The 22,859-nt window shown below is 65.4% G+C and carries 25 protein-coding genes and 1 pseudogene; 12 read left to right on the top strand and 14 right to left on the bottom strand.

What is annotated here, in order from left to right; all coding sequences use genetic code 11:
• Positions 1-54: 54 nt before the first annotated feature.
• The 4 genes and pseudogenes from RT614_RS26480 to RT614_RS26465 form a co-directional block, all read left to right on the top strand.
• Positions 55-678, top strand: a pseudogene (locus RT614_RS26480) (LysR substrate-binding domain-containing protein); the annotation flags it as partial.
• Between the two features lie 198 nt (positions 679-876).
• Complete coding sequence (locus tag RT614_RS26475; RefSeq protein ID WP_313625300.1) at positions 877-1,815, top strand: hydroxymethylglutaryl-CoA lyase; 939 nt, start codon at positions 877-879, stop codon at positions 1,813-1,815.
• Between the two features lie 30 nt (positions 1,816-1,845).
• Entirely contained in the window at positions 1,846-3,024 is a 1,179-nt protein-coding gene (locus RT614_RS26470) for a CoA transferase (RefSeq protein ID WP_313625299.1), read from the top strand.
• 69 nt (positions 3,025-3,093) lie between these two features.
• Positions 3,094-4,059: a tripartite tricarboxylate transporter substrate binding protein gene (locus RT614_RS26465; RefSeq protein WP_313625297.1), complete on the top strand. Its 966-nt coding sequence runs from the start codon at positions 3,094-3,096 to the stop codon at positions 4,057-4,059.
• 40 nt (positions 4,060-4,099) lie between these two features.
• On the opposite strand, the gene RT614_RS26460 is transcribed toward RT614_RS26465, so the two are convergent.
• From RT614_RS26460 to RT614_RS26445, 4 genes are all read right to left on the bottom strand, one after another.
• Positions 4,100-4,495, bottom strand: a complete 396-nt coding sequence (locus tag RT614_RS26460) for a hypothetical protein (RefSeq protein WP_313625296.1) — start codon at positions 4,493-4,495, stop codon at positions 4,100-4,102.
• Positions 4,496-4,745: 250 nt separating this feature from the next.
• A complete protein-coding gene (locus tag RT614_RS26455; RefSeq protein ID WP_313625294.1) occupies positions 4,746-5,141 on the bottom strand; it encodes a hypothetical protein in 396 nt (131 codons plus the stop codon).
• A 246-nt stretch (positions 5,142-5,387) separates the two neighbouring features.
• Entirely contained in the window at positions 5,388-5,840 is a 453-nt protein-coding gene (locus RT614_RS26450; RefSeq protein ID WP_313625293.1) for a hypothetical protein, read from the bottom strand.
• Positions 5,797-6,558, bottom strand: a complete 762-nt coding sequence (locus RT614_RS26445) for a polymorphic toxin type 44 domain-containing protein (RefSeq protein WP_313625292.1) — start codon at positions 6,556-6,558, stop codon at positions 5,797-5,799. The genes RT614_RS26450 and RT614_RS26445 overlap by 44 nt, the downstream gene beginning before the upstream one ends.
• Positions 6,559-6,849: 291 nt before the next feature.
• Between RT614_RS26445 and RT614_RS26440 the strand changes: the two genes are divergently transcribed.
• Complete coding sequence (locus RT614_RS26440) at positions 6,850-8,328, top strand: glutamate-cysteine ligase family protein (RefSeq protein ID WP_313625290.1); 1,479 nt, start codon at positions 6,850-6,852, stop codon at positions 8,326-8,328.
• A gap of 29 nt (positions 8,329-8,357) precedes the next feature.
• On the opposite strand, the gene RT614_RS26435 is transcribed toward RT614_RS26440, so the two are convergent.
• Together RT614_RS26435 and RT614_RS26430 are read right to left on the bottom strand one after the other, a co-directional pair.
• Complete coding sequence (locus RT614_RS26435; RefSeq protein WP_313625288.1) at positions 8,358-10,133, bottom strand: patatin-like phospholipase family protein; 1,776 nt, start codon at positions 10,131-10,133, stop codon at positions 8,358-8,360.
• Positions 10,130-11,056 carry a hypothetical protein gene (locus RT614_RS26430; protein ID WP_313625286.1) on the bottom strand — a complete coding sequence of 309 codons (927 nt, stop codon included), beginning with the start codon at positions 11,054-11,056 and terminating at the stop codon, positions 10,130-10,132. The genes RT614_RS26435 and RT614_RS26430 overlap by 4 nt, the downstream gene beginning before the upstream one ends.
• Positions 11,057-11,216: 160 nt before the next feature.
• On the opposite strand from RT614_RS26430, the gene RT614_RS26425 reads away from it, so the two are divergent.
• The gene (locus RT614_RS26425; protein ID WP_313625284.1) at positions 11,217-11,657 is read left to right on the top strand and encodes a CesT family type III secretion system chaperone; all 441 of its coding nucleotides are present in this window, start codon (positions 11,217-11,219) and stop codon (positions 11,655-11,657) included.
• 23 nt (positions 11,658-11,680) lie between these two features.
• On the opposite strand, the gene RT614_RS26420 is transcribed toward RT614_RS26425, so the two are convergent.
• The 8 genes from RT614_RS26420 to sctW are packed head-to-tail and all read right to left on the bottom strand — an operon-like array spanning position 11,681 to position 18,044.
• Positions 11,681-11,947 (bottom strand): EscF/YscF/HrpA family type III secretion system needle major subunit, encoded by a 267-nt coding sequence (locus tag RT614_RS26420; protein WP_313625282.1) that lies wholly within the window; start codon positions 11,945-11,947, stop codon positions 11,681-11,683.
• 11 nt (positions 11,948-11,958) lie between these two features.
• Complete coding sequence (locus RT614_RS26415) at positions 11,959-12,237, bottom strand: hypothetical protein (protein WP_313625280.1); 279 nt, start codon at positions 12,235-12,237, stop codon at positions 11,959-11,961.
• 41 nt (positions 12,238-12,278) lie between these two features.
• On the bottom strand, positions 12,279-13,646 hold the full coding sequence (sctD, locus tag RT614_RS26410; protein WP_313625279.1) for a type III secretion system inner membrane ring subunit SctD: 1,368 nt from the start codon (positions 13,644-13,646) through the stop codon (positions 12,279-12,281).
• Between the two features lie 25 nt (positions 13,647-13,671).
• Entirely contained in the window at positions 13,672-15,765 is a 2,094-nt protein-coding gene (gene sctV / locus RT614_RS26405) for a type III secretion system export apparatus subunit SctV (RefSeq protein ID WP_313625277.1), read from the bottom strand.
• Between the two features lie 6 nt (positions 15,766-15,771).
• Complete coding sequence (locus tag RT614_RS26400) at positions 15,772-16,128, bottom strand: hypothetical protein (RefSeq protein ID WP_313625275.1); 357 nt, start codon at positions 16,126-16,128, stop codon at positions 15,772-15,774.
• Positions 16,129-16,135: 7 nt separating this feature from the next.
• On the bottom strand, positions 16,136-16,543 hold the full coding sequence (locus RT614_RS26395; protein ID WP_313625274.1) for a hypothetical protein: 408 nt from the start codon (positions 16,541-16,543) through the stop codon (positions 16,136-16,138).
• A gap of 23 nt (positions 16,544-16,566) precedes the next feature.
• The gene (locus RT614_RS26390; protein WP_313625273.1) at positions 16,567-16,947 is read right to left on the bottom strand and encodes a hypothetical protein; all 381 of its coding nucleotides are present in this window, start codon (positions 16,945-16,947) and stop codon (positions 16,567-16,569) included.
• Entirely contained in the window at positions 16,944-18,044 is a 1,101-nt protein-coding gene (gene sctW / locus RT614_RS26385; RefSeq protein WP_313625271.1) for a type III secretion system gatekeeper subunit SctW, read from the bottom strand. The genes RT614_RS26390 and sctW overlap by 4 nt, the downstream gene beginning before the upstream one ends.
• 224 nt (positions 18,045-18,268) lie before the next feature.
• On the opposite strand from sctW, the gene RT614_RS26380 reads away from it, so the two are divergent.
• From RT614_RS26380 to sctE, 6 genes are all read left to right on the top strand, one after another.
• A complete protein-coding gene (locus tag RT614_RS26380) occupies positions 18,269-18,994 on the top strand; it encodes a hypothetical protein (protein WP_313625269.1) in 726 nt (241 codons plus the stop codon).
• 173 nt (positions 18,995-19,167) lie between these two features.
• Complete coding sequence (locus RT614_RS26375) at positions 19,168-19,767, top strand: hypothetical protein (RefSeq protein ID WP_313625267.1); 600 nt, start codon at positions 19,168-19,170, stop codon at positions 19,765-19,767.
• Positions 19,768-19,801: 34 nt separating this feature from the next.
• Positions 19,802-20,098 (top strand): hypothetical protein, encoded by a 297-nt coding sequence (locus RT614_RS26370; protein ID WP_313625266.1) that lies wholly within the window; start codon positions 19,802-19,804, stop codon positions 20,096-20,098.
• A gap of 34 nt (positions 20,099-20,132) precedes the next feature.
• Positions 20,133-20,645 (top strand): SycD/LcrH family type III secretion system chaperone, encoded by a 513-nt coding sequence (locus RT614_RS26365; protein ID WP_313625265.1) that lies wholly within the window; start codon positions 20,133-20,135, stop codon positions 20,643-20,645.
• Between the two features lie 49 nt (positions 20,646-20,694).
• A complete protein-coding gene (gene sctB, locus RT614_RS26360; RefSeq protein ID WP_313625264.1) occupies positions 20,695-21,576 on the top strand; it encodes a type III secretion system translocon subunit SctB in 882 nt (293 codons plus the stop codon).
• A gap of 26 nt (positions 21,577-21,602) precedes the next feature.
• Positions 21,603-22,835 carry a type III secretion system translocon subunit SctE gene (gene sctE, locus RT614_RS26355; protein ID WP_313625263.1) on the top strand — a complete coding sequence of 411 codons (1,233 nt, stop codon included), beginning with the start codon at positions 21,603-21,605 and terminating at the stop codon, positions 22,833-22,835.
• The last annotated feature ends 24 nt before the right edge of the window (positions 22,836-22,859 follow it).

The raw sequence follows: 22,859 nt of genomic DNA, 5'->3' as shown, positions 1-22,859 counted from the left end.
AGGGAGGCTCCGAAATTCTACCGGTTGGTGTCTACCTGAAGGGGGAGCTTACGCGGGCACGTGCGGGTGGCGGCCAATCTTTCATCCATCACGCAGTTTCTGCCGGAAGACCTGCGGCGCTTTTTGGACCAGCACCCGGGCGTGCGGATCGACCTGGAAGAAAACGTCAGCGCTGCGGTGACGCGGGCCGTTCAGGAAAACGAGGCCGATATCGGCATCTACACCCAGACCGACGACGACAGCGGGCTGCGCATTTTTCCCTACCGGCGCGACGTCATGACGCTGGTGGCCCATCGAGCCCATCCGCTTGCGGCGCGTGACAGCGTCGCGTTCGCCGACACGCTGGAATACGACCACGTGGGCATGCATCGGGGCAGCGCGGCGAACTATCTGTTTACCCGCGAGGCGGCGGCCGTCAATCGGACGGTGCGGCTGCGGTTCCAGGTCACGTCCTACGATGCGCTGGTGTCGATGGTGCGTCACGAGCTGGGCATCGGCATTGTGCCGACCGAGGCGCTGTCTTTGTTCACCTGCGACGATCTCAGGATTATCCCTTTGACCGATCCGTGGGCGCAGCGCCAGATCAAATTGTGCGTGCGCAGCAATGAACCCTTGTCGGGAGCGGCGCGGTTGCTGCTTGAACACCTGATTCATGAGAGTGCTGCGTCGGTCGCCTGAGGCTGACCGTGCGTTTGCGCCGCCTCATGCTGCGCAGCGGAATTTGCCGGCTCGGCCCGGACACTGGAAAACGAGCCATCGCGTTTCGCGATGCCCCGTTGAAGATTCGCGATTTGTGCGCCAGGGCGTGAGCTCGCAAGATGGCTCATCCATCCCATGTTCAGCCCCGAGCCCGGCTCGGGCGTCAGGAGACAGCCAATGAGCCTGCCCAGTCGCGTGCAAGTCGTGGAGGTTGGCCTGCGAGACGGCCTGCAGAGCGAGCCGGAATTCGTGCCGACCGAGACCAAGGCCGCTCTGTTGAATCAGCTGATTGCCGCCGGTGTGCGGCACATCGAGGCCACGTCGTTCGTATCGCCGCGTGCGGTGCCGCAGTTGAGCGACGCCGTCGCCCTGCTGGAGCAGGTGGACAAGCGCCCGGGCGTGGTCCTGAGCGCGCTGGCGCCCAATCGCAAAGGCGTGGAACGGGCCCTGGCGTCCCGGGCCGATGAGGTCGTGGTGTTCCTGTCTGCCAGCGAAAGCCATAACCGCAAGAATCTGAATCGCCCCGTGGAGCAGTCGCTGCGCGACATCGAAGAGGTGGCCGCGTTGTTGCAGGGCCAATCGATCCGGCGCAAGGGCGCCATTGCGGTGGCCTTCGGCTGTCCGTTCGAGGGCGACGTGGACATCGCAACACTGAAGACCATCGTGGCCGAGTTTGCCAGGCTGGAATTCGACGCGGTCACGCTGGGCGATACGACGGGCATGGCGACGCCGCGGCTGGTGCGCAAGACAGTCGAAGCGCTGCGGGCGGATTTTCCCGCGATGGATCTGTCCTTGCATTTTCACAACACGCGCGGATTGGGGTTGGTGAATGTGGTCGAAGGACTGCACGCAGGCATCACGTCGTTCGAATCTTCGCTGGGCGGACTGGGCGGGTGCCCGTTCGCGCCGGGCGCCACGGGCAACATCTGCACGGAGGATCTCGTCAATCTTCTGCACGAAATGGGCATCGAGACCGGCATCGATCTTGGCGCGCTGATCGAGGCGTCCAGGCACCTGGAGAAAGTGATGAAGCGCCGCCTGCCCGGGCAGGTGATGAAGGCCGGGCCTCGTCTGGCCCTGCATGACTACGACGGCGCCGTGGCGGCGGTCGGTTGATCCTTTGAAATCTTCGACACAGTGGAATCCATGCCCTTATCCGGACTGCGCATTCTGGACCTGACCCGCATCATTTCGGGTCCCTTCTGCACCTCGCTGCTGGCCGACATGGGCGCCGAGGTCATCAAGATCGAAGCGCCGGGGGAAGGGGACCCCGTTCGCCAGCAAGGCGTGATTCGCGATGGACTGAGCTGGTACTTCGCGAACTACAACCGCAACAAGAAATCCGTCACCCTGGACCTTTACAGCGAAGAGGGCAAGGCCGTGCTGCGTCGCCTGATCGCGCAATGCGATGTGGTGGTGGAGAACTACCGGCCCGGGGTGATGCAGAAGATGGGACTGGACGACGATGCGCTTAAAGCGCTGCGGCCAGACATCATCCATTGCAGCATCAACGGCTTCGGCACGACAGGTCCGTACCGCGACCGGCCGGCCTTCGATTTCATTGCGCAAGCCATGAGCGGGTTCATGAGCCTGAATGGCGGCGAACAGCAGCCGCCCATGCGCGCGGGTCCGCCCATCAGCGATCTGGTCGCCGGCATGAACGGTGCGCTGGGCATTGTGGCGGCGCTGCTGCGGCGCGAGCGCAGCGGCCAGGGCGACAGCATCAGCGTGAGCCTGCTGGGCAGCATGATCGGGCTGCTGAGCTTTCAGGCGTCGAACTATTTTGCCGACGGCAGGCTGCCGGCGCGCACCGGCAATGATCACGGCATCGCGGCGCCGTACGGCCTGTTTGAGACGGCCGACGGACAGGTCGCCATCGCGCCGAGCAACGACGTCGTCTATCACAAGCTGCTTGATGCGCTGGAGCTGCCAGAGCTGCGCGCTGATCCGCGCTACCAGACCAACGCCGACCGCATGCGGAACCGCGTTTCCATCACCGAGGAAATCCAGGCGCGCACCCGGCAGCACACGAGCGCGCATTGGATCGAACGCCTGAACCGGTTCGGCGTGCCCTGCGGACAGGTCCTGAATCTGCAGGAGGTCTTCGACGATCCCCAGGTTCAGGATCAGCAGATGGCCATGGACGTGCCCCACGGCGAGCACGGCGAGGTCCGGATGCTGGGGTTCCCGATCAAGTTCGCGCAGGCGGCGGCCAAGCCGGCGGAGCCGGCTCCTGCCTTGGGCGCGGACACCGAAAGCGTATTGCTGCGGTTTGGATTTGCCGAGGCGGACATCCGCGGCTTGCAGGAACGCGGCGTCGTATGACGGCGCCGCGGTAGGACGAACAGGCCGTCAGCGCCTGCCGATATGCCTATAACGATGGAGACACACGACATGCTACGCACCTTGCTCCTGTCAGCCTGCGCGCTGGGCGTTGCCGCAACCGCCCACGCCCAGGACCCGTATCCCAACCAGCCGATTCGCATCATCGTTCCGTTCACGCCCGGCGGCGGCACGGATTTTCTGTCGCGCACGGTCAGCGCCAAGCTGGGCGAAACCACCAAATGGAACGTCGTGGCGGAAAACAGGCCGGGGGCAGGCGGAACCATCGGCATCGGAGCGGCGGCGCGCGCCAAGCCGGATGGCTATGAAATCGTCATGGGACAGGTCGACAACCTGGCGGTCGCACCGTCCATCTACAGCAAGCTCTCGTACGATCCCGTCAAGGACTTCGAGCCGATCGGCATCGTCGGCGAAGCCCCTCTCGTCATCGTGGCGGGTAAAAACAGCCCATACCAAAGCCTGAAGGCGCTGGTGGAAGCGGCCAGAAAGGCGCCCGGGACGGTCAACTACGGATCGCCCGGCGCCGGCACCATCACGCACCTGGCCGCCGAGCTTTTGCAACAACGTGCGGACATCAAGTTCGTCCACGTTCCGTACAAAGGATCAGGCCCCGCCATGGCCGACCTGCTTGGCGGACAAGTTCCGGTGATCTTCACGTCCATTCCGTCGGCGGCTCCGCAGCTCAAAGCGGGCAGCGCGGTGGCACTTGCCGTCACGTCGCCCCAGCGCAGTCCGGTCCTGCCGGACGTGCCCACGGTGGCCGAGCTTGGCTATCCCGGTTTTGACGTGCGTGTCTGGTACGGGCTGCTCGCGCCGGCCAAGACGCCGAAGCCCATCATTAGGACGCTGAACACCGAACTGAACAAGGTGCTTGCTTTGCCGGCAATGCAGGAAGCGCTGGCCGCGCAGGGGGCGCAAGCCATGCCCACCACGCCGGACCAGTTCGCGTCGACGATCAAGCAGGATTACTTGAAGTGGAAGCCGGTGATCGAGGGGGCGAAGGTGAAGCTGGATTGAGGGGCGTGGTGGAGGGCGGGCGGTGCGGCATACGGTCTGCTCAATCCCGCCAATCGTCATGGAATTCCGGGTCGGTAAAACGGGCAAAAAAGCCGTGCCGAATTTCTGTCTGTTCTATCTGGGCGCCGGGGCCGATGTACACGTCTATGCGGCTGAAGGGCCCTTCGAAGTTCAGAAAATCCTTGCTGTGGAACGGGAACGAAACCGTGACCCACATGTAGGGGGGGCGGTTCATGTCAGTGGCGTACCACCGTGATTCCCCCGGCGCCAGGTCACGCTTCAGGTTGCTGGACTCAGTATCCAAGTAGAAGCCGATCGGTTCCGTGGCCTTGGCGGAATAATGCAGCGCGACGACTGGGGTGCAGAGCCACATGTACAGGACCCATAGCAGGAAATACACCCAGATCGCGCGGAAGGTCCAACTTAGGTAGCGCATCTTCGTATTCGCCTCATGCCAATTGAAGTTCGGTGTGTGGCCTGCATCCACCGGCCAAAGGCTTTGCAAGATGGCAAAGTCTAGGCCGAGCTTGGAAATACACAATCGGCGGAGTCTGAGTCGTGGTCGCACCTGCACGGTTGAAGGGGCCAGCGTTCGTCAGGAACTGGCTTGCCCCCTCTGCTTTTGAGGCGAGCGACCCCGGTTGGTCTTTGAACGGCATGCGGCCGCTCTTCCGCGCTGGTTCTGCTCAATTCCACCAATCGTCATGAAAGTCCGGATTGGTGAAGCGGGCAAAAAACCCGTGCCGAATTTCCGTCCGTTCTATGCGAACACCCGGGCCGAAGTACACGTCTACTCGACTGAAAGGCTCCGTGATTTCCAGTCCACCTCCGCTTCCGGAGGGAAAGGAAAGCATGACAAGCATGTCGGAGTCTGGGTTCATCGCGGTGGGGGTGAAATTTGATTGACCGGGCGCGATCTCACTCTTCGTCACGGTTCCGTCGGTGAGGAGGTAGAAGACGACTGATTCCGAGGATTTGGCGGAATAGTGCAACGCCACAATAGGCCTGCATGACAGCATGAACAGGAGCCATACAAGGAAATACACCCATGCCGCTCGGCATATCCAATTCAGATAGCGCATCTTCGTATTCTCCCCGCGCCAAACGAAATTCGGCGTGTCATCTGAACCCGCGAACCGAAGGCGCTACGGGATGGTTGAGTCTAGGCAGCGCTTGAAAAGACACAATCGGCGGAGTCTGTGTCGTTGTCGCTCCTGCGCGGCTGATCCAACGCGCGTCGGGGAGCTGGCTTTCCGCCGCTTATTTGTCGAGCCAAGCGCGGTTGGGCCCCGGAGGGGAATATGGCCGGTCGTCCGCACCGGTTCCGCTCAATGCCACCAATCGTCATGAAAGTCCGGATCGGTGAAACGGGCAAAAAAGCCATGCCGAATTTCTGTCCGTTCTATGCAGGCGCCTGGGCCGATATACACGTCTATCCGGCTGAATGGCTGTGTGACTTTCAGTACGTCTTTACTATCAAACGGGAACGTGATCGTGATCCACATGTCGGAAGCAGGGTTCATCGTGGTCGGGATGAATTTTGATGCGCCGGGTGCCATCTCGCGTTTAGTAAGGTATTCGTCGCTATCAAAAAAAAAGGTGATGGGAGCGCTGGCCGTCGGGGAATAATGCAGTGCCACGATCGGACGGCAAAATAGTGAGAACAATACCCATACTAGGAAGGCCACGTAGACCCCACGGCCTGTCTCTTTTAGGTAGAAAGTTCTCATATGCGGCTCACATTTGAAGGCACGCATGCCTTTGCTTTGCGCGATTTCCATGGGCGCCCCAGGGCAACGGCACGGCCACGATTCGCTCCAGAAGCTTTTCGGCCGTCAAGGCGTGGGGCGGAACGTCATAGTAAAGATCTGTCCCAAGCTTGATTGAAAGGTGATCCTGTATGTCGTCTGCACTGGCCGGCCAAGGGCCTAGTTCCGGGTGGTCATGCTGGGGTTCCCGTCTTCGTAGATTATCTAAGTACTGCGCCAGCCCCGCCCCGTTGATCATCTCACCGGCGCTGAATCCCAGAGCAACGCCGACGTAGCCGTAGTGGATGTTCGACCAGATGTCCAGGAAGTACTCGCAATCACCATATTTGTGCCACCCAGCCTCCAGGTCGGTCGGGAATTTCGCCCTCAGAATGCGTTTGTGATCCCACGGCCGGTTCGGCGCGACTCTTTCCGTCCACATGGCATACGCAATCAATTTCTGCGACATCGCGGCGCCGTAGTAATCGGGTGGCCCGACCAGGCGGGCGTACCAGGGTTCTTTCCGCCATTTGGCGAGCCACTCTTCGGGATCGGCGGCGTTTGCCATCGCGATTTTCCGGGCTTCGATGGTGAAGGGGTTGGTCTTCATTTCGCGGACCATGTACTCGGCGATTGCTACCGCGGTGTCGGCGTGGTTGCAGCCGCTGCGGCGTGCGCCGCTGGCGCCGGGCTCTGCCGAGCCGGCGTTCAAGATCTTCCTGCCCAACCCAATGATTTCTTTTCCGTGCATGGTGGCTCCTGCGATGGCCGAATCGCTCGAGTCTAGGGATCGCGTTGAAACACACCATCAGCAATGTCTGAAATTCGTGCGGATATAGCGGGCGGCCTTGTTTGCAGGCGCGAACGGAGTTGAGCGAAGTCTGCTCTTGGAATCCCTCGGAGCGGCAAAGGGAACGGCCGGCCTTGTCCTGTTACTAAGCACACACGATCGTGTTTTGTTGACAGAGAAGACCACCATGTCCGCCGACTTCACCCCTCTTTCGGGTTGCACCGCCTTCGTCCGCAATGCCGGAGCCCGCCGGTGATCGCGCGCGCCGGGCAAACGCTGGGTCTGGAGATGGAGATGACCGTGGCGCGCCGGGATACGGGTGCGAGCCATCCAGTGGCGGGGTATTTCGGGCGGTTGGCCAGGATCAAGGCCGCGCGCGATGAGTCGCCGGATCTGTATCGCATTGCCGGGCGGGACGTGGGGGTGACGGTGGCGGCGGGCGACAGCGGGCTGGATAACGGCTTCAACCTGTTGGAGACCGCTTTCGCTCCGGTGTCCTCGGAGGAGGGCGGACTGGCGGAGCTGGGCCGTCGCGTGCGGCGGGAACTGGAAGACGCGCAGGCGGCGCTGGATGCGGAAGGCGCGACGGTGTTGAACGTGTCTGAACATCCGGCTTGCACGCTGGACCCGGCCTGGTACTCCGCCGTTCAGGTGCCGCGGCCCATCTATCGCGAGTTGGTGGGGCACCGCGAATGGCTGCATCGCGTGGGCATCGACGGCAAGGCGCAGAACAGTCCGTGCACGTCGATCGACGTGCGCCAGGCGGCGCGGGCGCTGAACGTGGTGCTGGCGCTGGCGCCGGCCAGCGTGGCGATCTTTGCCAACAGCCCGCTGGAGAACGGCCGGGAGACAGGCTTCAAGGAAAACCGGCTGACGGTGTGGGACCGGATGTTCCGCTATTCGCGCTACGCCGGCGATCATTATCTGCAGCGGCTGCCGGAGCGTCCTTTTGCCGACCTGGGCGATTACTTTCGCTGGATGTTCGGGCCGGGCACGGCCAGCCGATGCCTGCCTTTGACGCCGGAAGACGGCTACAAGTCCGCCGTGGGCGTATACCTGCAGGGCAGCCCGTCGCTGACGCGCTTCATGGCGTCGGACGGTTGGCCGGGGCTGCGCACCGATACTGGCGCGGCGGTGACCGTCGTGCCGCAGGGCGGGCATTTCGAGTATTCGCAATTCGCGCATTTCCTGGATGCGCGGTGGCGTTATCGCCTGGAATCGCCGCCGACGTTGCAGGCGCTGCGCGAGGCATGGCAGCGGCCGGGCGGCATCGAGGAGCTGTACGCCGGGCTGGGCGTGGTCGGCTATATCGAGGGCCGGGCGCCGGGAGCGGGCTTTGCCGATGCGCAACTGGTGGACGACGCAGGCCAGGCTGTCGCCGCGACCACTGCGATGGCGCCGTCTGCCCTGCAACTGGGGCTGATGCGCAACCTGGACGAGGCGGAGGACCTGGTTCGCGACTGGGGCTGGCTGCGCCTGCGCGGCTTGCGTGCCGATGCGATGCGGCATGCGCTGGACGACGAGGCCGTGTGCGCGCTGGCGCAAGACGTCCTGGCGGTGGCCGAGGGCGGCCTGGATGCCGACGAATGCCGTTGGCTGGACTACGCAAGATACGTCGTCGACACCCGCAGCACCGGCGCCGATCGCTTGCTGCGCTTGTGGCGCGCGCATGCGGCCGACGCCGGGCGGCTGGGCGCGGTGTGCCGGGCCAGGGCGGTGTTGCCGCTCTGACCCGGGAGTTCCGCGAATTCCTTTGCGTGCTAGACCTGCAACATCGTCAACGGGGGCGGCGCGCTGTTGCCCAGGCCGTTGATCAGCGCCAGCAGCCGTGACTGCTGCGCGTCCGGATTCGACAGCGATTGCAGCGCAAGCTTTTCGTCCGGCGACAGCATGGCCGCCACTTCTTCCAGCGAGTCGCAGCGCGTCGAATAGGCCTGCTGCGTGCGCGCGTCGATCTGTTCCAGGGCCTTCCACGCCGACAGCATATGGGCCTGGTGCTGCTTTTCGTCGCTGATGTTGGACGTCAGCGTGCTGATGTCGCCATGGAACACCGGCAGTGCGTTCGGGCCCGCGTTCCAGACCTTCTTCTGGTCCTTCAGGTTGGCGCCCGCCTGGTCGGGATGGCTGGTGATCAGGTTGACGAAGAAGGCCTTCACCTTGTCGAGCACGCCAGGCGGCTTGGCCTCGGGCTTGCCGCCGTGCATGATCTGGTAGGCCTTGCCGCTTTCGTCGAACGTCATCAGCAGGGTGCGCGCCCGCATTTCACCCTTGGCGTCCGCATCCAGATGCACGCGGGCGCCGGTCGCGTCGTTGGGCTTGAGGAACACCTCGGACGGCATGTTGCTGCCGATGCCGCCGTCGGCGAAGACCTTCTTGCCGCCGTCCATGTCGATCGACACGGCCTTGAATGCGATGGGGAAGGCCATCGACATGCGCGCCGCATAGGCCAGCGGCATGTCGGGCGCGGTCTGGGCGTCGAAGTAGACCTCTCTTTGGTCGGTCTTGTTCCAGCCGGTCAGCGTCAGGTTCTTGAACTTCTCGGGCGCCAGTTCATGCAGTGCCTTCAAGTCGCCGAAGGTGACCATCTTGCCCTGGCGGTTGTCGTCGAAGTTCTGCGGCTGGCGCAGTTCGTCCAGGCGCACCTGCACGACCGGGTCCAGTTGCTGGAGCTTGGCCTGGAAGGCGCCGTCGTTCCAGTGGCTGTTCAGGAAGTTGGAGACGCTGTTGGCGCTGGTCTGGTCCACGACCTTCAGCGAGGCTACGGCGGGTGCGAGGCCGCCGCCCATTTCCAGGTCCGGGTACAGGCGGGTGAGATCGCCGCCGCCCTTGAGCGCATCCAGCACGCCGGGGCGGAAGAGCGCGTCGGCGGGGCCGCTTTCGAACTCCGATGCCGACAGGCCGCAAGCCAGGCAGGTGGCCGTCAGCGCGCCGGCGGACGAACCCGCCAGGTGCTTCAGGCCGGCCATCATGCCGGATTTTTCCATCTGGTCCAGCGCGGCGCTGTAGCCGATGCCCTTCGCGCCGCCGCCGCGCAGCACCAGGTTCTCGAGCTGCGGCGCGGGCCGGATGACCACGAACTTGCCCTTGTGGGGAATGATCTGCGGGCTGTTGTCCGCCGGGCGCAGGTTGGCCGTCAGTTCATTGCGCGCGGCGTCGACCTTCAGGCGGTCCAGCGCCATCGCGGCCTGGGCGCCGGCCTTCTTCATCGCGGACGCGAAGTCCTTGCCGCCGACCGAGCCGTCTTCCTTGCGCGGCAGCGCATCGAAGGTGCGCTGCACGATAGATTCGAATTTCGCCTGGACGTCGCCCGCGAAGCTCTCGATGCCCTTGGGCCCCATCATGTTGGCGAGCGCGCTGGTCTCTTGCTGGAAGTACTGCTCGAACGAGTCCTTGGCTGCCTGCACGTGGGTCGCGCTGCTGTCGGGCGTGACGAACAGGCCCTTCAACTGGCCGAGCAGCGACGTGGGCGTCTGGACGGGCGCCTGCCAGGCGGGAGCGCTGGCGCTGTTCTGGATATGGCTGGAAATGTTGGTCATGCCAGTTCTCCCGGTGCGATCGTGGCCGCGCCGCCGGCGCCGCCAAACGAGATGTCCGCGTTTTCCAGCGACAGGCTCTGCACGAGACCGCGCGTGTCCAGCGCCTGCGTCACCTGGTACTGCAGCCAGCGCGGCCAGAGGTCGTCATCCAGGCGGTCCAGCGCGATGCGGCCGGTGGTGGTGACGAAGTCGCGGCTGTCCAGGCCGACGACGAAGGCGTGTCCGCGCAGCGCGTTCTGGTTGATCAGGAGCGCACTCTTGATCACGGCGCGGCGCAGGCTGCCCTGCAAGGCGACGGCGTCGTATACGAAGAAGTCGACGACGAGCAGGCGGTTGGACGGATGCAGCGTGACGCGGCCGGGCAGGTCGTCGAACAGCAGGTCGAAATGGCGGGAGCCGGCCGGCAAGGCATCAAGCCCGCAGCTTTGGGCCAGTCGGGACAGGTCGCGTTCGGCTTGCTGCGCGTCGCCCAGCAGCGCGCGCGCATCGGCCGGGACGACGGGAAGGGCGTCGGGCTCGTCGCCTGCGGCGCCATCGACGCGATCAAGCTCGCGCAGCAGGGCATCCGCAGCATCCTGCAAAGGCTGCGCATCGCAGGGCGCATAGAGCGGCAGGCTCAAGCTGGCGCCAAGCTCCGGGGTGACGCCGCCGATCAGGCCGGCGCCAAGACGCGTCTCGAAGCCACGGCGCAAGAGCGCCTCGCCCAGCAGGTCGTCGGTGTCGGGCGCATCGTTGAAGGCGCGGCGCCAGGCCGAAAGGACGACGCTGCCGTCGTTCGGGTTGGCGGCCATGCCCAGCCGATGCTGGTCGTCCAGCGGAACGGCCCATTGCGCCGGGGGCGCGCCGTCGACGGGGGAATGGAAGGCCGCGTGCGTGTATTCGGCGGCGGCCTGCGCGATGTCGGAAATCGAATTGTGTGCCATGAGGGCCTCACGGAGTGGAACCTGATCCGTGAGTAACGGAAGCTCGCCCATGAGTTCCCCCGATTGGCCGTTGCTCCGAACGCGGGTAAGATTGGCGCCTCTCCCGCTCCCGTGCCTGCGGCGCCGTCTCGATCGCGCGGCCCCGGCCCGAACGCCTACCGTGTCAGATCCCCTATTCGCCCGGATACTCTCCGAACTCGGCCAGACCTTGGGCATTCCCGCTCTGGCGCCCGCAGAGGGCGGCCTGTGCCAGCTTGCATTCGATGGCCGGCACCTGGTGCAGCTCATGGATCATGGCGCGCGGGCGCAGATCCTGCTGTCGTGCGGGGTGGGGGGCAAGATGGACAACGCGCTGGCCATGCTGGCGGCGCAAAGCAACTTCATGCAGGCCGGCGGCGGCGTAGTTGCCTGCGCCGCGCCGGATGGCCGCATGCATCTGCAACTGGGCGTGCCGCGCGTCGACTGCCGCGCGGATACGCTGCTGGCCGCGATCGACGCGCTGCTAGTCCAGGTCGAGGCCTGGGAGAAACGCAGCGCGAGCGCCGTTCCGGACGTGGACGCGCTGCGGCGCAATCCCGCCTTCATGATGCAGTCGGTGTAGGCGGCGGCGCCGCCCGCCTTGCGTCAGCTCGACTTCTGGATCACGCCCTTCAGCGAATCGGCGATCTGCTTGGTGATCGTGCTCTGGATGTCGATCATCATCGTCCATTGCTGGATCTGCTGCTGCATCTGCAGCATCTGCGCCTGCGACACGCTGCCGTCGGCATTCGTCTGCATGCTCGCCAGCGTCGATTGCAGATTGGTTTCCTGCGTGCGGATGCTGTCGTAGATCGTGCTGTTGACGCTGTTGAAATTCAGGCCGGACGAGCCGGTAAGGCCGTTGATTGCCATGCGGGGTCTCCTTAGCGGGACAAGGAAGTGAATCGGGATGGCGGCGTCGGGGCGCCGGCATCGGAGGAAGATTGGGACGGGTATTGCGCCAGGACTTCGCGGGCCGCCTGCGCAGCATCGGCCACCGCAAGGCAGTCCTGGAAAGCGGCGGGCGGCAGACCCGCATCCATGCGCGTGCGGGCGGCGTGTTCCAGCCGCGCCAGGCGCGCGGCCAGGGACGCGCCCAGCTCCGCGCCGCCGGGGGCGGCCAGGCGGTGTTCCAGTTCGGTCAGGGCGGCGGGTGCGTTCATGGCGACGGTTTTCCGATAAGCAACGATAGGGGTCTGGACGGTCAGCGCGTCACGATGGCGCTGCGCGGTCCCTCGAAGATGATGCGGGTGTTCTCGACGGCGACCAGCCGGTACTTGCGGTAGACGCCGCCCACCAGCAGTTTGCTGCCGTCTTCCAGCACGACAAAAGGCTGGGGGCCGCCCACCACGCTGCGGATCACGAAGGGGACGCTGTCGGCCGGCCCGGCGGGGCCGGCGGCGGCGATCCTGGCCACGCCGAAATACTGCTTGTTGAAGTCGTCCACCAGGTCCTGCAGGCGTTGCCGCTGGTCGTCGTCCAGCGCGCCCGGGGCGATGTCCAGATAGTCCGCCTTCCAGGCCAGCGTGACGCCGGAAAGCCCTGCGTCCACCATCTGGCTGGAGAACGTGTCGCTGACCTGTTGCGTCAGCACGATGTCGTTGCCCAGCACGGTCATGCCCGGCAACTGCGCGCGCAGCGCGTCCATCGCGGACGCGCGTTCGCGCGCGCTGGTGGCGACGCCGGCGATGTTCAGGCGGCCGTCGCCCTGGTACCGCGGCTCGTACTTGACGCTGAAGGCGCGCAGCGCGTCGCGGGCCGTGCGCACGGCCTCTTCTTCATTGCTGATGCGCATCGCGGGCATCGGCCAGATCTGCGACAGCGAGGCGGCCACGGCGTCCTGCTCGGCCGCGTTGCGCACCCAGCCGGACACGGTGACCGTGCCGTCCCGCGACAGCGCCACGTGCAGGCGCGACGCGAGCCCCATGCGTTCGAACACGGCGGATATCTGTCCCATGGATTTCTCGGCCGCGGCCAGGCGCGGGTCGGGCGTGGGCGCCCGCTTGGCGGTGGACGGCGGAATGAGCGCCAGCGAGATCGCCACGATGATGGTCAGCAGCACCGCGCCCAGGCCCAGCGCCATCGGCCAGGAATCGCGCTTGCGGCGGCGGCCCTGCACGGGCGGCAGCGGCAGGCGGCGTTCCAGCTGGACTTCTTCGTCTGCCGCGGGCGTCGCGGCGGCGTTCGACGCCGCGTTTTGCGCCGCCGAAGCAACGGCAAGGGCAGCGTCCGGCGCGACTGGCGGCGGGTCCGCGGCCGCTGGCGTCGCATCGGCCATGTCGGGCAGACGCGGCCAGGGGTCGCCGCGCCGCGCCACCGTGATCCATATCGGACCGAGCGTCGCAGGCCGGTTCCAGGGCGTTGCCGGTGGCCCGTCGGGCTGGCTGTCGCCCAGCGCCAGATCCCAGCCGTTCGGGCCAAGGCGCACGCGCGCCATGCGCGCGGCCATGCCGTCGTCGGCCAGCACGATGTCGCAAGCCGGGTCGGCGCCCAGCACCGCGCCGTCTTCCACCAGGCAGCGCGCGTCGCGGTGCAGGCCGCTCAGGACGCGCAGTTCAAGCGCTTCGCTCATGCCGAGCCTCCGCTATGGCGCGCGTTCACAGGTCCACCCGGGCCAGCGGCTGCACGTTGATCTCCTGCGTGAGTTCCTGGTAGGAAAGCACCGGCAGTTCGTAGAGGTCCTGTTCGATCATCTTGCGCAGGTAGCGGCGGATGTCCATGGACGTGAGCAGCACCGGCTTTTGCGCCGTGGCGTTCAGGTCGCCGGTGGCGCGCTTGATGTTGTCGACGAGCTTTTTGGACGCATTGGGATCCAACGCCAGATAGCTGCCCGCGGACGTCTGGCGGATGGCGCCGCGGACCGTTTCCTCGACGTTGGGGGCCAGCAGATAGGCGGGCAGGATGTTCTGCCCGGTGGAGTACTTGTAGCTGATGTGGCGCTTGAGCGAGACCCGGACGTACTCGGTGAGCAGCACCGTGTCCTTTTCCTTCTGGCCCCATTCGATCAAGGCTTCAAGCACTGCGCGCAGGTTGCGCACGGAAATGTCCTCGGACACAAGGCGCTGCATGATCTCCGCGATCTTCTGCACCGGCATCACGCGCAGCGCTTCCTTCACCAGATCCGGGAAGCGATCTTCCATGGCGGTCAGCAGGAAACGGGTTTCCTGGATGCCGATGAAGTCGGACGAATACTTCTTCAGCACGAAAGCCAGATGCCATGTCAGCACCTGGTGCGGGTCCAGGAACGGGATGCCGGCCGCGGACAGCGTGGGCGCCAGGTCGGCGGACGCCCAGATAGTCGGGATGTTGGGCAGGAAGCGCTTGTCAGTTTCATACGGAACCTGCAAAGCCTGCAGATTCTGTTCGGTGTCTCGCACCAGCACCGCGCCCGGACGCAGCTTGCCCTGCGATACCGGCACTTCCGACAGCAGGATGTTGTAGGTGTCCTGGGGCAGCGCGTCGTTGAACCGAAGCTGGATGCCCGGGAACGGCACGCCCAGGTCGAAGTACAGCGCGCGGCGGATCTTGAGCAGTTCCTCGTTCAGATCGTCGGCGTCGAAGCTGCGCTGCAGGTGCGCGGCCACGTCGATCATCAGCGGCAGCGTGGGCGCGAATTCCGCGCTGCCGTCGCTGCGGGGCTTGGCCGCCGGCTTCTGGCCGTCCGCCGCCAGCGCTGGAATTTCGGTGATTTCGCCGGTCTTTTCGTCCACGACCTTGCGCGTGCCGCGCAGCAGCACGAAGCCGATGGTGCCGACCACCGCCGCAAGGGCCAGGAAGGTCAGGGTGGGCATGCCGGGAATCAGGCCCATGCCCACCGCGATCGCCGCGGCGATCAGCAGGGCGCGCGGCTGCGCCAGGATCTGCGCGCCGATGTCCTTGCCGACGTTGGACGGGCCATCGCCCGTCTGCACCCGCGTCACGATGATGCCCGCGCAGATCGCGATGAACAGCGCCGGAATCTGCGCGATGAGGCCGTCGCCGATGGTCAGGATGGAATACACCTGCACCGCCTCGCCCGCGGACAGTCCGCGCTGCATGGTGCCGATGAGGATGCCGCCCAGCAGGTTGACCGCCACGATGATCAGGCCCGCGATGGCGTCGCCTTTGACGAACTTCATCGCGCCGTCCATGGCGCCGTAAAGCTGGCTTTCCTTTTCGACGACGGAGCGGCGCTTGCGCGCCTCGTCCATGTCGATGGTGCCTGCCCGCAAGTCGGCGTCGATCGACATCTGCTTGCCCGGCATGGCGTCCAGCGAGAAGCGCGCGGCGACTTCGGCCACGCGCTCGGCGCCCTTGGTGATCACGACGAACTGCACGATGGTCAGGATCAGGAACACCACCAGGCCGACGATCAGGTTGCCGCCCACGACGAAATTGCCGAAGGTCTCGATGATGTGGCCGGCGTCGCCCTGCAGCAGGATCAGGCGCGTGGTGGCGATGGAAATGCCCAGGCGAAACAGGGTGGTGACCAGCAGCACCGACGGAAACGATGAGAACGCCAGCGGCGACGGCAGGTACATGGCGACCATCAGCAGGATGGCCGACAGCGTCATGTTGGCGCCGATCAGCACGTCGACCAGCGTGGTCGGCAGCGGCAGGATCATCATGAAGATGATCGAGACGATCAGTATCGCCAGGACGATATCGTTGCGGCTGGTGGCGGCGGCGACCGCGCGGTTAAGGGCTTGCATGGGGCTTCAGGTCGGCTCGGTTTCGGTGGGCAAGGCAGTGGCGGGGCGCAGCGCGACATACGCGCGCATGGCCGCGGCGGCCTCGTCCCGCCGCTCCAGGGCCAGCAGGGTCTGGGCGCGGATCAGGTGGAAAGGAGCGTCGACGCCGCCCTGCATGGCTAGGCCATCCAGGGTGGTCAGCGCGGTCTCGGGCTTGCCGGCGCGTAGTTGCGCCAGGGCCAGCGCCGCAAGCTGGCGCGGTTCGGCCTGCCTCAGTGCGCGCAGGGCGTTCAGCAGCACGGCCGTTTTCTCGGGCCGATTGTTTTCAAGATAGACATAGGCAAGCAGGCTGAGCAGCTCGCGCGCCTCGTGGTTCAGCGGCATCCGGTCTTCATCCTTGGTACAGCGCGCTGCGGTACATGGCGACCAGGTCGCGCAGGCCCGCTTCGTCCTTCAGCAACCGCAGCGCCCGATTCAGCGTGCGCGCGTCGTCCTGGCTTTGGTGCTGGGTTTGTTCGGCCGCGGCGGCCAGGCCGTCCAGCGCCGATTGCAGCGCCTGCTGGAATTTCGCGGGCATCAGCAGGTCGCGGTTTTCCAGCGCCGGGCGCAGTTGTTCGTCCAGGTAGCGCGCCGTGTTGGGCTTGTCCAGCAGTTGCGCCAGCTGCGCTCGCACGCCGTCCGCGGGAGGCGTGAGTTCGTGGCGTTCGGGAAGCTGCTGGCCGCTGGCTTCGCGGCCGGCGTACGAAATGCTGTCGATGCCGCGGTCGAATGCAAGGCCGTTGATGCGCATGTCGGACATGAAAGTTCTCCGTGTTTGCGGGTTCAGTCGTCGCGCGCGGCGTCGAGCCAGCGGGACAGGTAGTCGACGGCTTGCCTGAGCTTGTGTGCGCTGGCGTCGCCGGCTGGCAGGCGTGTCACCGCCAGCAGCCGCGGCAGGCCGTCCTGTTCGCGCAGCGCGGCCTGCACGGGCCAGTCGTCCAGGCGCGAATAATGCGCGCGCCGCCAGGCTTTGTGCAGACGGTCCGCGGCGTCGTAGGGCACGGGCTCGGATACATAGACCAGCACTTCCTCGCCGGCGGGTTCCACGGCGACGCGGCGGCCGGACTCCAGTTGCAGGGCCAGGTTGCCGCCGGCGCCGAGCGCCAGGCCGGGCATGCCGATGTCCTCGCCCAAGGCGGAGATCGCGCTGTCCAGGCTGTTCATTCGTATTCCTCGTCGATGGCCGTATCCAGGGCCTGCTGCGCGGCGTTCAGGACGGACTGCCGGGTGTCGGCATCGGCATAGACCTGCACGGGCAGGTCCTTGAGCACCGCGCGCACGCCGCCCAGAAATGCGATGCGCCCTTCGACGGTGGCGACGCCGTGTGAACCCGCAAGGCCCGAGAAGCGCGCTTCGGACACCCATTTTTCGTTGCTGACGTTGACCAGGTCCTGCATCAGGCGCTCGGATTCGAACGCCGCGCCGTGGTCGCGCTTGAGTTTGGCAGCCAGTTCCGCGCAGCCGTCCAGGACGGTGACCGCGGTGCCCAGTTGATAGAGATCCTGCACCAGGGATTGCAGGCGGTCAGGACTGGTGGACGGGCGGGCGGCGGCCAGGTCCTGGCCCAGCGCCAGGATCAGCTGCTGCAGGCCGCGGCCCACGTCCTTGCCGCCGAAGCGCTCCAGCGCCAGGGCCAGCGTCTTGGCCAGGGAAGATTCCCCCAGCACCACGTCGCGGTATGTGCGCTGGAAGTCGGCGACGCCCTGGGTGTCGTTGGCGTACGCGCCGGCGGCGGACACGGTGTTCAGGCCGGCCCGGATCTGCGGTCCGCTTTCCAGTTCCAGATCGGCCAGCGCTTCGCGCAGGCCGTCAAGCACGTCCTCGGCCGCGCCCTCGCGTTCGCCTTGGCGCAGCGCGTATTGCAGGGCCAGGAATTGCTGCGAGACGTCGCCGAACGCCTTGCCGGCGGCCTGGCGCGGATCGCCTTTCCCGCCAAGGAGAAAACGCGCCAGTTCAACCAGCTTTTCCTGGGCATCGGCGTCGTGCGTCTCGGCCATGTAGGCCAGGATCGCTTCAGCGCTCATCAGCTGCAGGGGCGCCTCTCCGCGCATCTTGCGCTCGGAGTGGTGCTTGTCTTCGGTCTTTTCCGCCATGTGCAGGCTCAATTCCTCGGCGGAATCGGCCAGCGAGAATTCGCCGTCCACGGCGACAGCGGCTTGGCCGAGCATCGTTCCGACCTGCTGCTGACCGTGCGAAACGTCGGCGTGCGAGGTCGTCGAGGAAAAGGCGGAAGAGGGCAGTCCAGCTTCGATTCGGTTCATAAGGCGCGGGGTGCGGCCGGAGAGGCCGCGCGTAGTCAGGGGTAGTAACGGGACGGCCGGAAAAGTTCCATCCGCGCCGCTTGGAACCAAGGCGCGGCAACCGTTACGAACACGGGGTAGCAGCGGCCGGCGACGGCAAGGCGCGCCGGAGGATGATCGACAAGGGTTAACCCTTGGTCTCTTGCGGACGCCGACGCTGGCGTAATCAATTCAAGGAGAAATCAATGTCCTCGGTGTCAGGAGCGGGTGTAGGGGGTGTCGCGGGTCTGGATCTGTCCAGCATGGATCTGGAAACCGCCCTGATGGCGGTCCAGTCGCAGCGCGCCCAGTTGCTGGAAGACTCGTTGCGGTCGCAGCTCGATTCGGTGAATGCGCGCAATGCCGAAATGGCCGGCCTGAACGAATCCATAACCGCCAAATCGGCGCAGAACCTGGATCTGGAAGCGTCCAACGTGTCGATGGAGGCGCAGATCGCGGAACTGAAGGATCTTCAGGGTCGGCTGGCGGCCAGCAAATGCCCGAATCCCGAGGGCTGGTACGGCCTGTCGTGGGGCCAGGGCGACGACCACGCGCTGTCTCACGCGACGCTGAAACAGATCCAGGACTCCGGCCTGACCGTGCCGACCGGCGCCGATGCGCCCCGGGATGTGGACGGCAACGGCACGATGGACGCCAAGGGGCGGGTGGTGCAGGGCTGGGTGGACCAGATCAGCGGGAAGGTGGCCGAACTGGAGGCGAAGATCAAGGAAAACGCCGCCACGGTCGAGACCAACAAGAACGACATCTCCGCGGCCAAGAACGAGGTCGACAAGCTGGGCAATACCCAGCAGATGGAAATGATGCGTCTGCAGAGCATGACGGGCAAGCGCAACGAGGCCTTCGACGTGATGACCAACTTCCTCAAGAAGATGCAGGAAAGCCGGTCCAGCATCATCGGCAACATGCGCTGACGGGGTGCGCGCCGCCCTGCGCCGGCGGGCGCGGCCGGGATGGATAAAAAGTCCGACCGGCGTGGAACTCGCAGCAGGGGCTGGTTACTTACACGGTATGCAGGGGCCGCCAGACGCGGACCCAGGCGCGATCCCAGGATCGCGGCGGATGGCGAAAATTTCGGAGATGAGCAATGACCACGGTTAATGGTTCCAACGGCGCGGCCGGCATCGGACAGATCGACCTGTCCAGCATGGATATTGAGACCGCGTTGATGATGGTGCAGGGCGAGCGCGTCAAGTTGCTGGACGCGCAGTTGCAGACCCAGATCAGCGAAGTGCAGGCGCGCAACAAGCAGATCGGCAAGCTGAACGACGCCATGAACAGCCTGAACGCCCTGGCTGGCCTGTTCAAGTCCGGCAAGGACGGCAACACGCAGATGAAGGACGGCGGCATTCCGGACTGGAACAAGGCGGGCACGGAAAACGACAACCGCTACAACCAGATGCGCGACGCGATGTTCAGCGCCATGGAAGCAGCTGGCTTGGACCTGAACACCGACAAGTACAAGCTGCAGATCGATGGCGGCATCAGCAAAGTCACCAAGGGCAGCATCGACACCGCGATCCAGGACATCAAAAACAAGGTCGATGCCCTGTCGAACACGCAGCAGATGGACATGCAGCGCCTGCAAAGCATGTCGAACAAGCGCAACGAGGCCTTCGACGTGATGACGAACTTCGTCAAGAAGATGCAGGACAGCCGTTCGGCCATCATCGGCAACATGCGTTGATTTTTTCCACCCGATCCCGATTCGCGATAAAGACATGAGCCAGAAAAAGACCCCCGAACAGATCCATGCCGAAGCCGAACGCGTGCTGGGCGACGCCCGCCGCGCCCTGGAGCGGTCCGACGATTTCTACCGCGAGCAGGGTCTCGACCCGGAGAAGGTCCGCGCCGTAACGGCGGAGCGCCTGGGGCCGAAGGAAAAGGCCGAGGCCGAGGCGCTGTTCCGCCAGGACCTGGAGGCTGTGGAGGCCGAGGTGGCGCAGGAAATGGCGCGCCAGAGCTTTGCCTCCGCGGCGCCGTCGGGCGGCATGAAGAAAATGCGTCCGATGGTGTGACGGCGCAAGCGCCCCGGGTAACGAGGAGAGCGACATGAGTCTGGACGCCAAAGAAAACGCCGCGCTGGCCGACAACCTGGCCGCGGCCATGGAAGAGGCCACGGGCGGCCTGGCCAGCTATATCCGCGAAGGCGGCAAGCTGGGCGACGTGCTGGGCCTGACGCCGGCCGAACTTGAAGCGATGTATGCGCTGGGCTATTCCCTGTACGAGCAGCAGCGCTACAGCGAGGCCTTCAAGGTGTTCTCGGCGCTGGTGTCCTACGACCACACCCAGCCGCGCTATGGTCTGGCCCTGGCCGCGGCCAGCAAGTTGCTGGGGCGGCACGAGGACGCCATGCGCCAGTACCTGCCGGCCATTGCGGCCAATCCGCTTGACCCGGCGCCGCTGTATCACAGCGCCGAATCCCTGGTCGAGATGGGGCGACGCGACGAAGCCATCGAGGCGCTGGATGCGGTCGCCGCGATGTGCGAAGGCGACGAGCAGCATTCCACGCTGGCGGCCCGCGCGCAGGTGCTTCGCCGCGCGTTGTCGAGCCCCCAAAGCTGAAACCCGATCGGCGCCGCTGCGCGCCAGACCAAGATACTGGAGCCATTCCATGACGAGCATTTCCGCTAGCGGCGGGTCCATCCCGTTGCAGAGCGCCGGAGACCTGGCCAATCAGGCGTCGGCCGATCTGACCAAGAACGCCGCCAACGGGGCGAAGCTGAACCAGGAGGCAAGCGACGCAATCCGTCAGAAGCTGATGGGTTCGCTCGATGCCGCGAAAAACCCGGCCGAGTCGGCGGCGATCGCCGCGCAGCTCGCCGCCATGGCGGACATGATTCTGCAAAGCGCCAGTGGCGCCGTCCGCGATATTCCGGCGCCGGAGGCGAAACCGGGCGGCGACGTTTCCGGCGTGCAGGGCACGCTCGCCTCGTTCACCGAAATGGACGTGCAGACGGACATCTACGCCTTCATGGCCCTCTTTCAGCAGTTGGCCCAGACCATGCGGACGTCGGCGCGCGAAGTCCGCCAGAGCGAGATGGAAGCCCAAATCGGCGCCTTGAAGGGCGCCGCCCAGGAAATCCGCAACGCCGCGCAGGATCGCATGGTGGGCGCGATGGTGGCGGGGGCGTTCCAGATCGCGGGTGGCCTGGCGCAAGTGGGTTCCGGCGCCCTCCAGGGCGTGACGCTTGCCAAGGGCGGCCAGTTCGCCGAATCGCAGGCCAAGAAGCAATCGGACATCGGCGGCGGCCTGTCGGGCATCGCCGGTGGCATCGGCTCCATGGTCAACGCCAGCCAGGAACGCAAGGCCGCCGAGCATGACGCGAAGAAGGCCGAACTGGAAGCGCAGTCCAAGGTGCACGAGTCCGGTATGCAGCAGGCCTCGGAAATGGCCCAGCAGATGATGGACGTCATCCGCGACGTGCGCGACAAGCTGGGCGCCATCGAGCAGTCGCGGATGGAAACCAACCGCGGCATCGCCCGCAATATCTGAGCCCGCGCGTCGCCAAGGATTCCGACATGAACTCCATCTCTTCCAACTCTCCCGGCATCGGCGCCGGTGTCCCGCTGCCCGGCGGCGACGGCGTCCAGGACGCAAACGCGGCCGGGGCTCAGGGCGCCGCTGGCGCGGCCAAGGTCCGTGAACTGCTGGACGCCTTCGTGGGCATGGCCGGCACGCTACCCGGCGCAAAGGACGCGGCAGGGGGCGCTGCCGACGGCGTGTTCAACGCGAACGGCGCGCCGGCGCTCCAGCCGCCGCCGCAGTCGTTCTCGGCCAGCGACATGATCGACCTGCTGCGCAGCATCCGGTCCAAGTCCGACGAGACCCAGATTGCGAGCGCCAAGGAAAGCCTGTCGGTGGCGCGCACCAAGATGGAAAAGAACAACGAGGCGCAGCTCCAGAAGATCCAGGACTACGTCAAGAAGTGCGAGGAAGCGGACCGCAAGGGCGTCCTGGGCAAGATCTTCGGCTGGATCGGCAAGATCGCCGCCCTGGTGTTCTCGGCGATCGCTGTCGGCGTGCTGGCGGCGGGCACCATTGCCACGGGCGGCGCGGGCGCGCCGCTGCTGGCCCTGGCCGTGATGGCGTTGATCGGGTCGACGATCGCATTGGCGGACCAGGTCTCGAAGGAATGCGGCGGACCGGAGATCAGCCTGGGCAACCTGATGACCACCATCGCCAGCAAGTTCCTGCAGGCCTGCGGCGTCAGCGAAGAAACCGCCCAGCGCATCGGCAAGGTGGTGGCGGGGTTGGTGGGCATTTCGTCGCCCGCCATGCTGCTGATCGAACCGAACCTGATCGGCGGGCTGGCCGGCGGCATCGCCGAGCTGGCTGGCGCCAACGACAAGACCTCGATGGCCATCACGATGGCATTCGGCATGGCCGCGACCATCGCCGTGGGCGTGGTCACGATCGCGGTGACGGCCGGCGCCAGCTCGGTCAGCACGGCGGCGCGCATTGTGGGGGCGGTGGGCCAGATCACGCAAGGCGCCACCCAGGTAGCGCAGGGCGCTATCAAGATCGACGTGGCCAAGACGCAGAACCAGGCCGAGAACATCCAGGCCGACAAAAAGGAACTGGACGCCATCACGCGCAAGCTCCAGGCCCGGATGGAGGAGTCGCGCGAGGAGATCACCAAGGTGATCCAGCAGATGGAAGAGGGCCTGCGCATGGTGACGCAGATGATCAACGGCACGGCGGACAGCATGTCGCAGATCTCGGCGAACATCGGCAAGCGGATGGCCGTCTGATGTCACGCCCCGGATGCGGCGCCT

Source organism: Achromobacter sp. (assembly GCF_032102605.1).
GTDB lineage: Bacteria > Pseudomonadota > Gammaproteobacteria > Burkholderiales > Burkholderiaceae_B > Achromobacter.
This window is presented reverse-complemented; position numbering and strand designations above follow the sequence as displayed.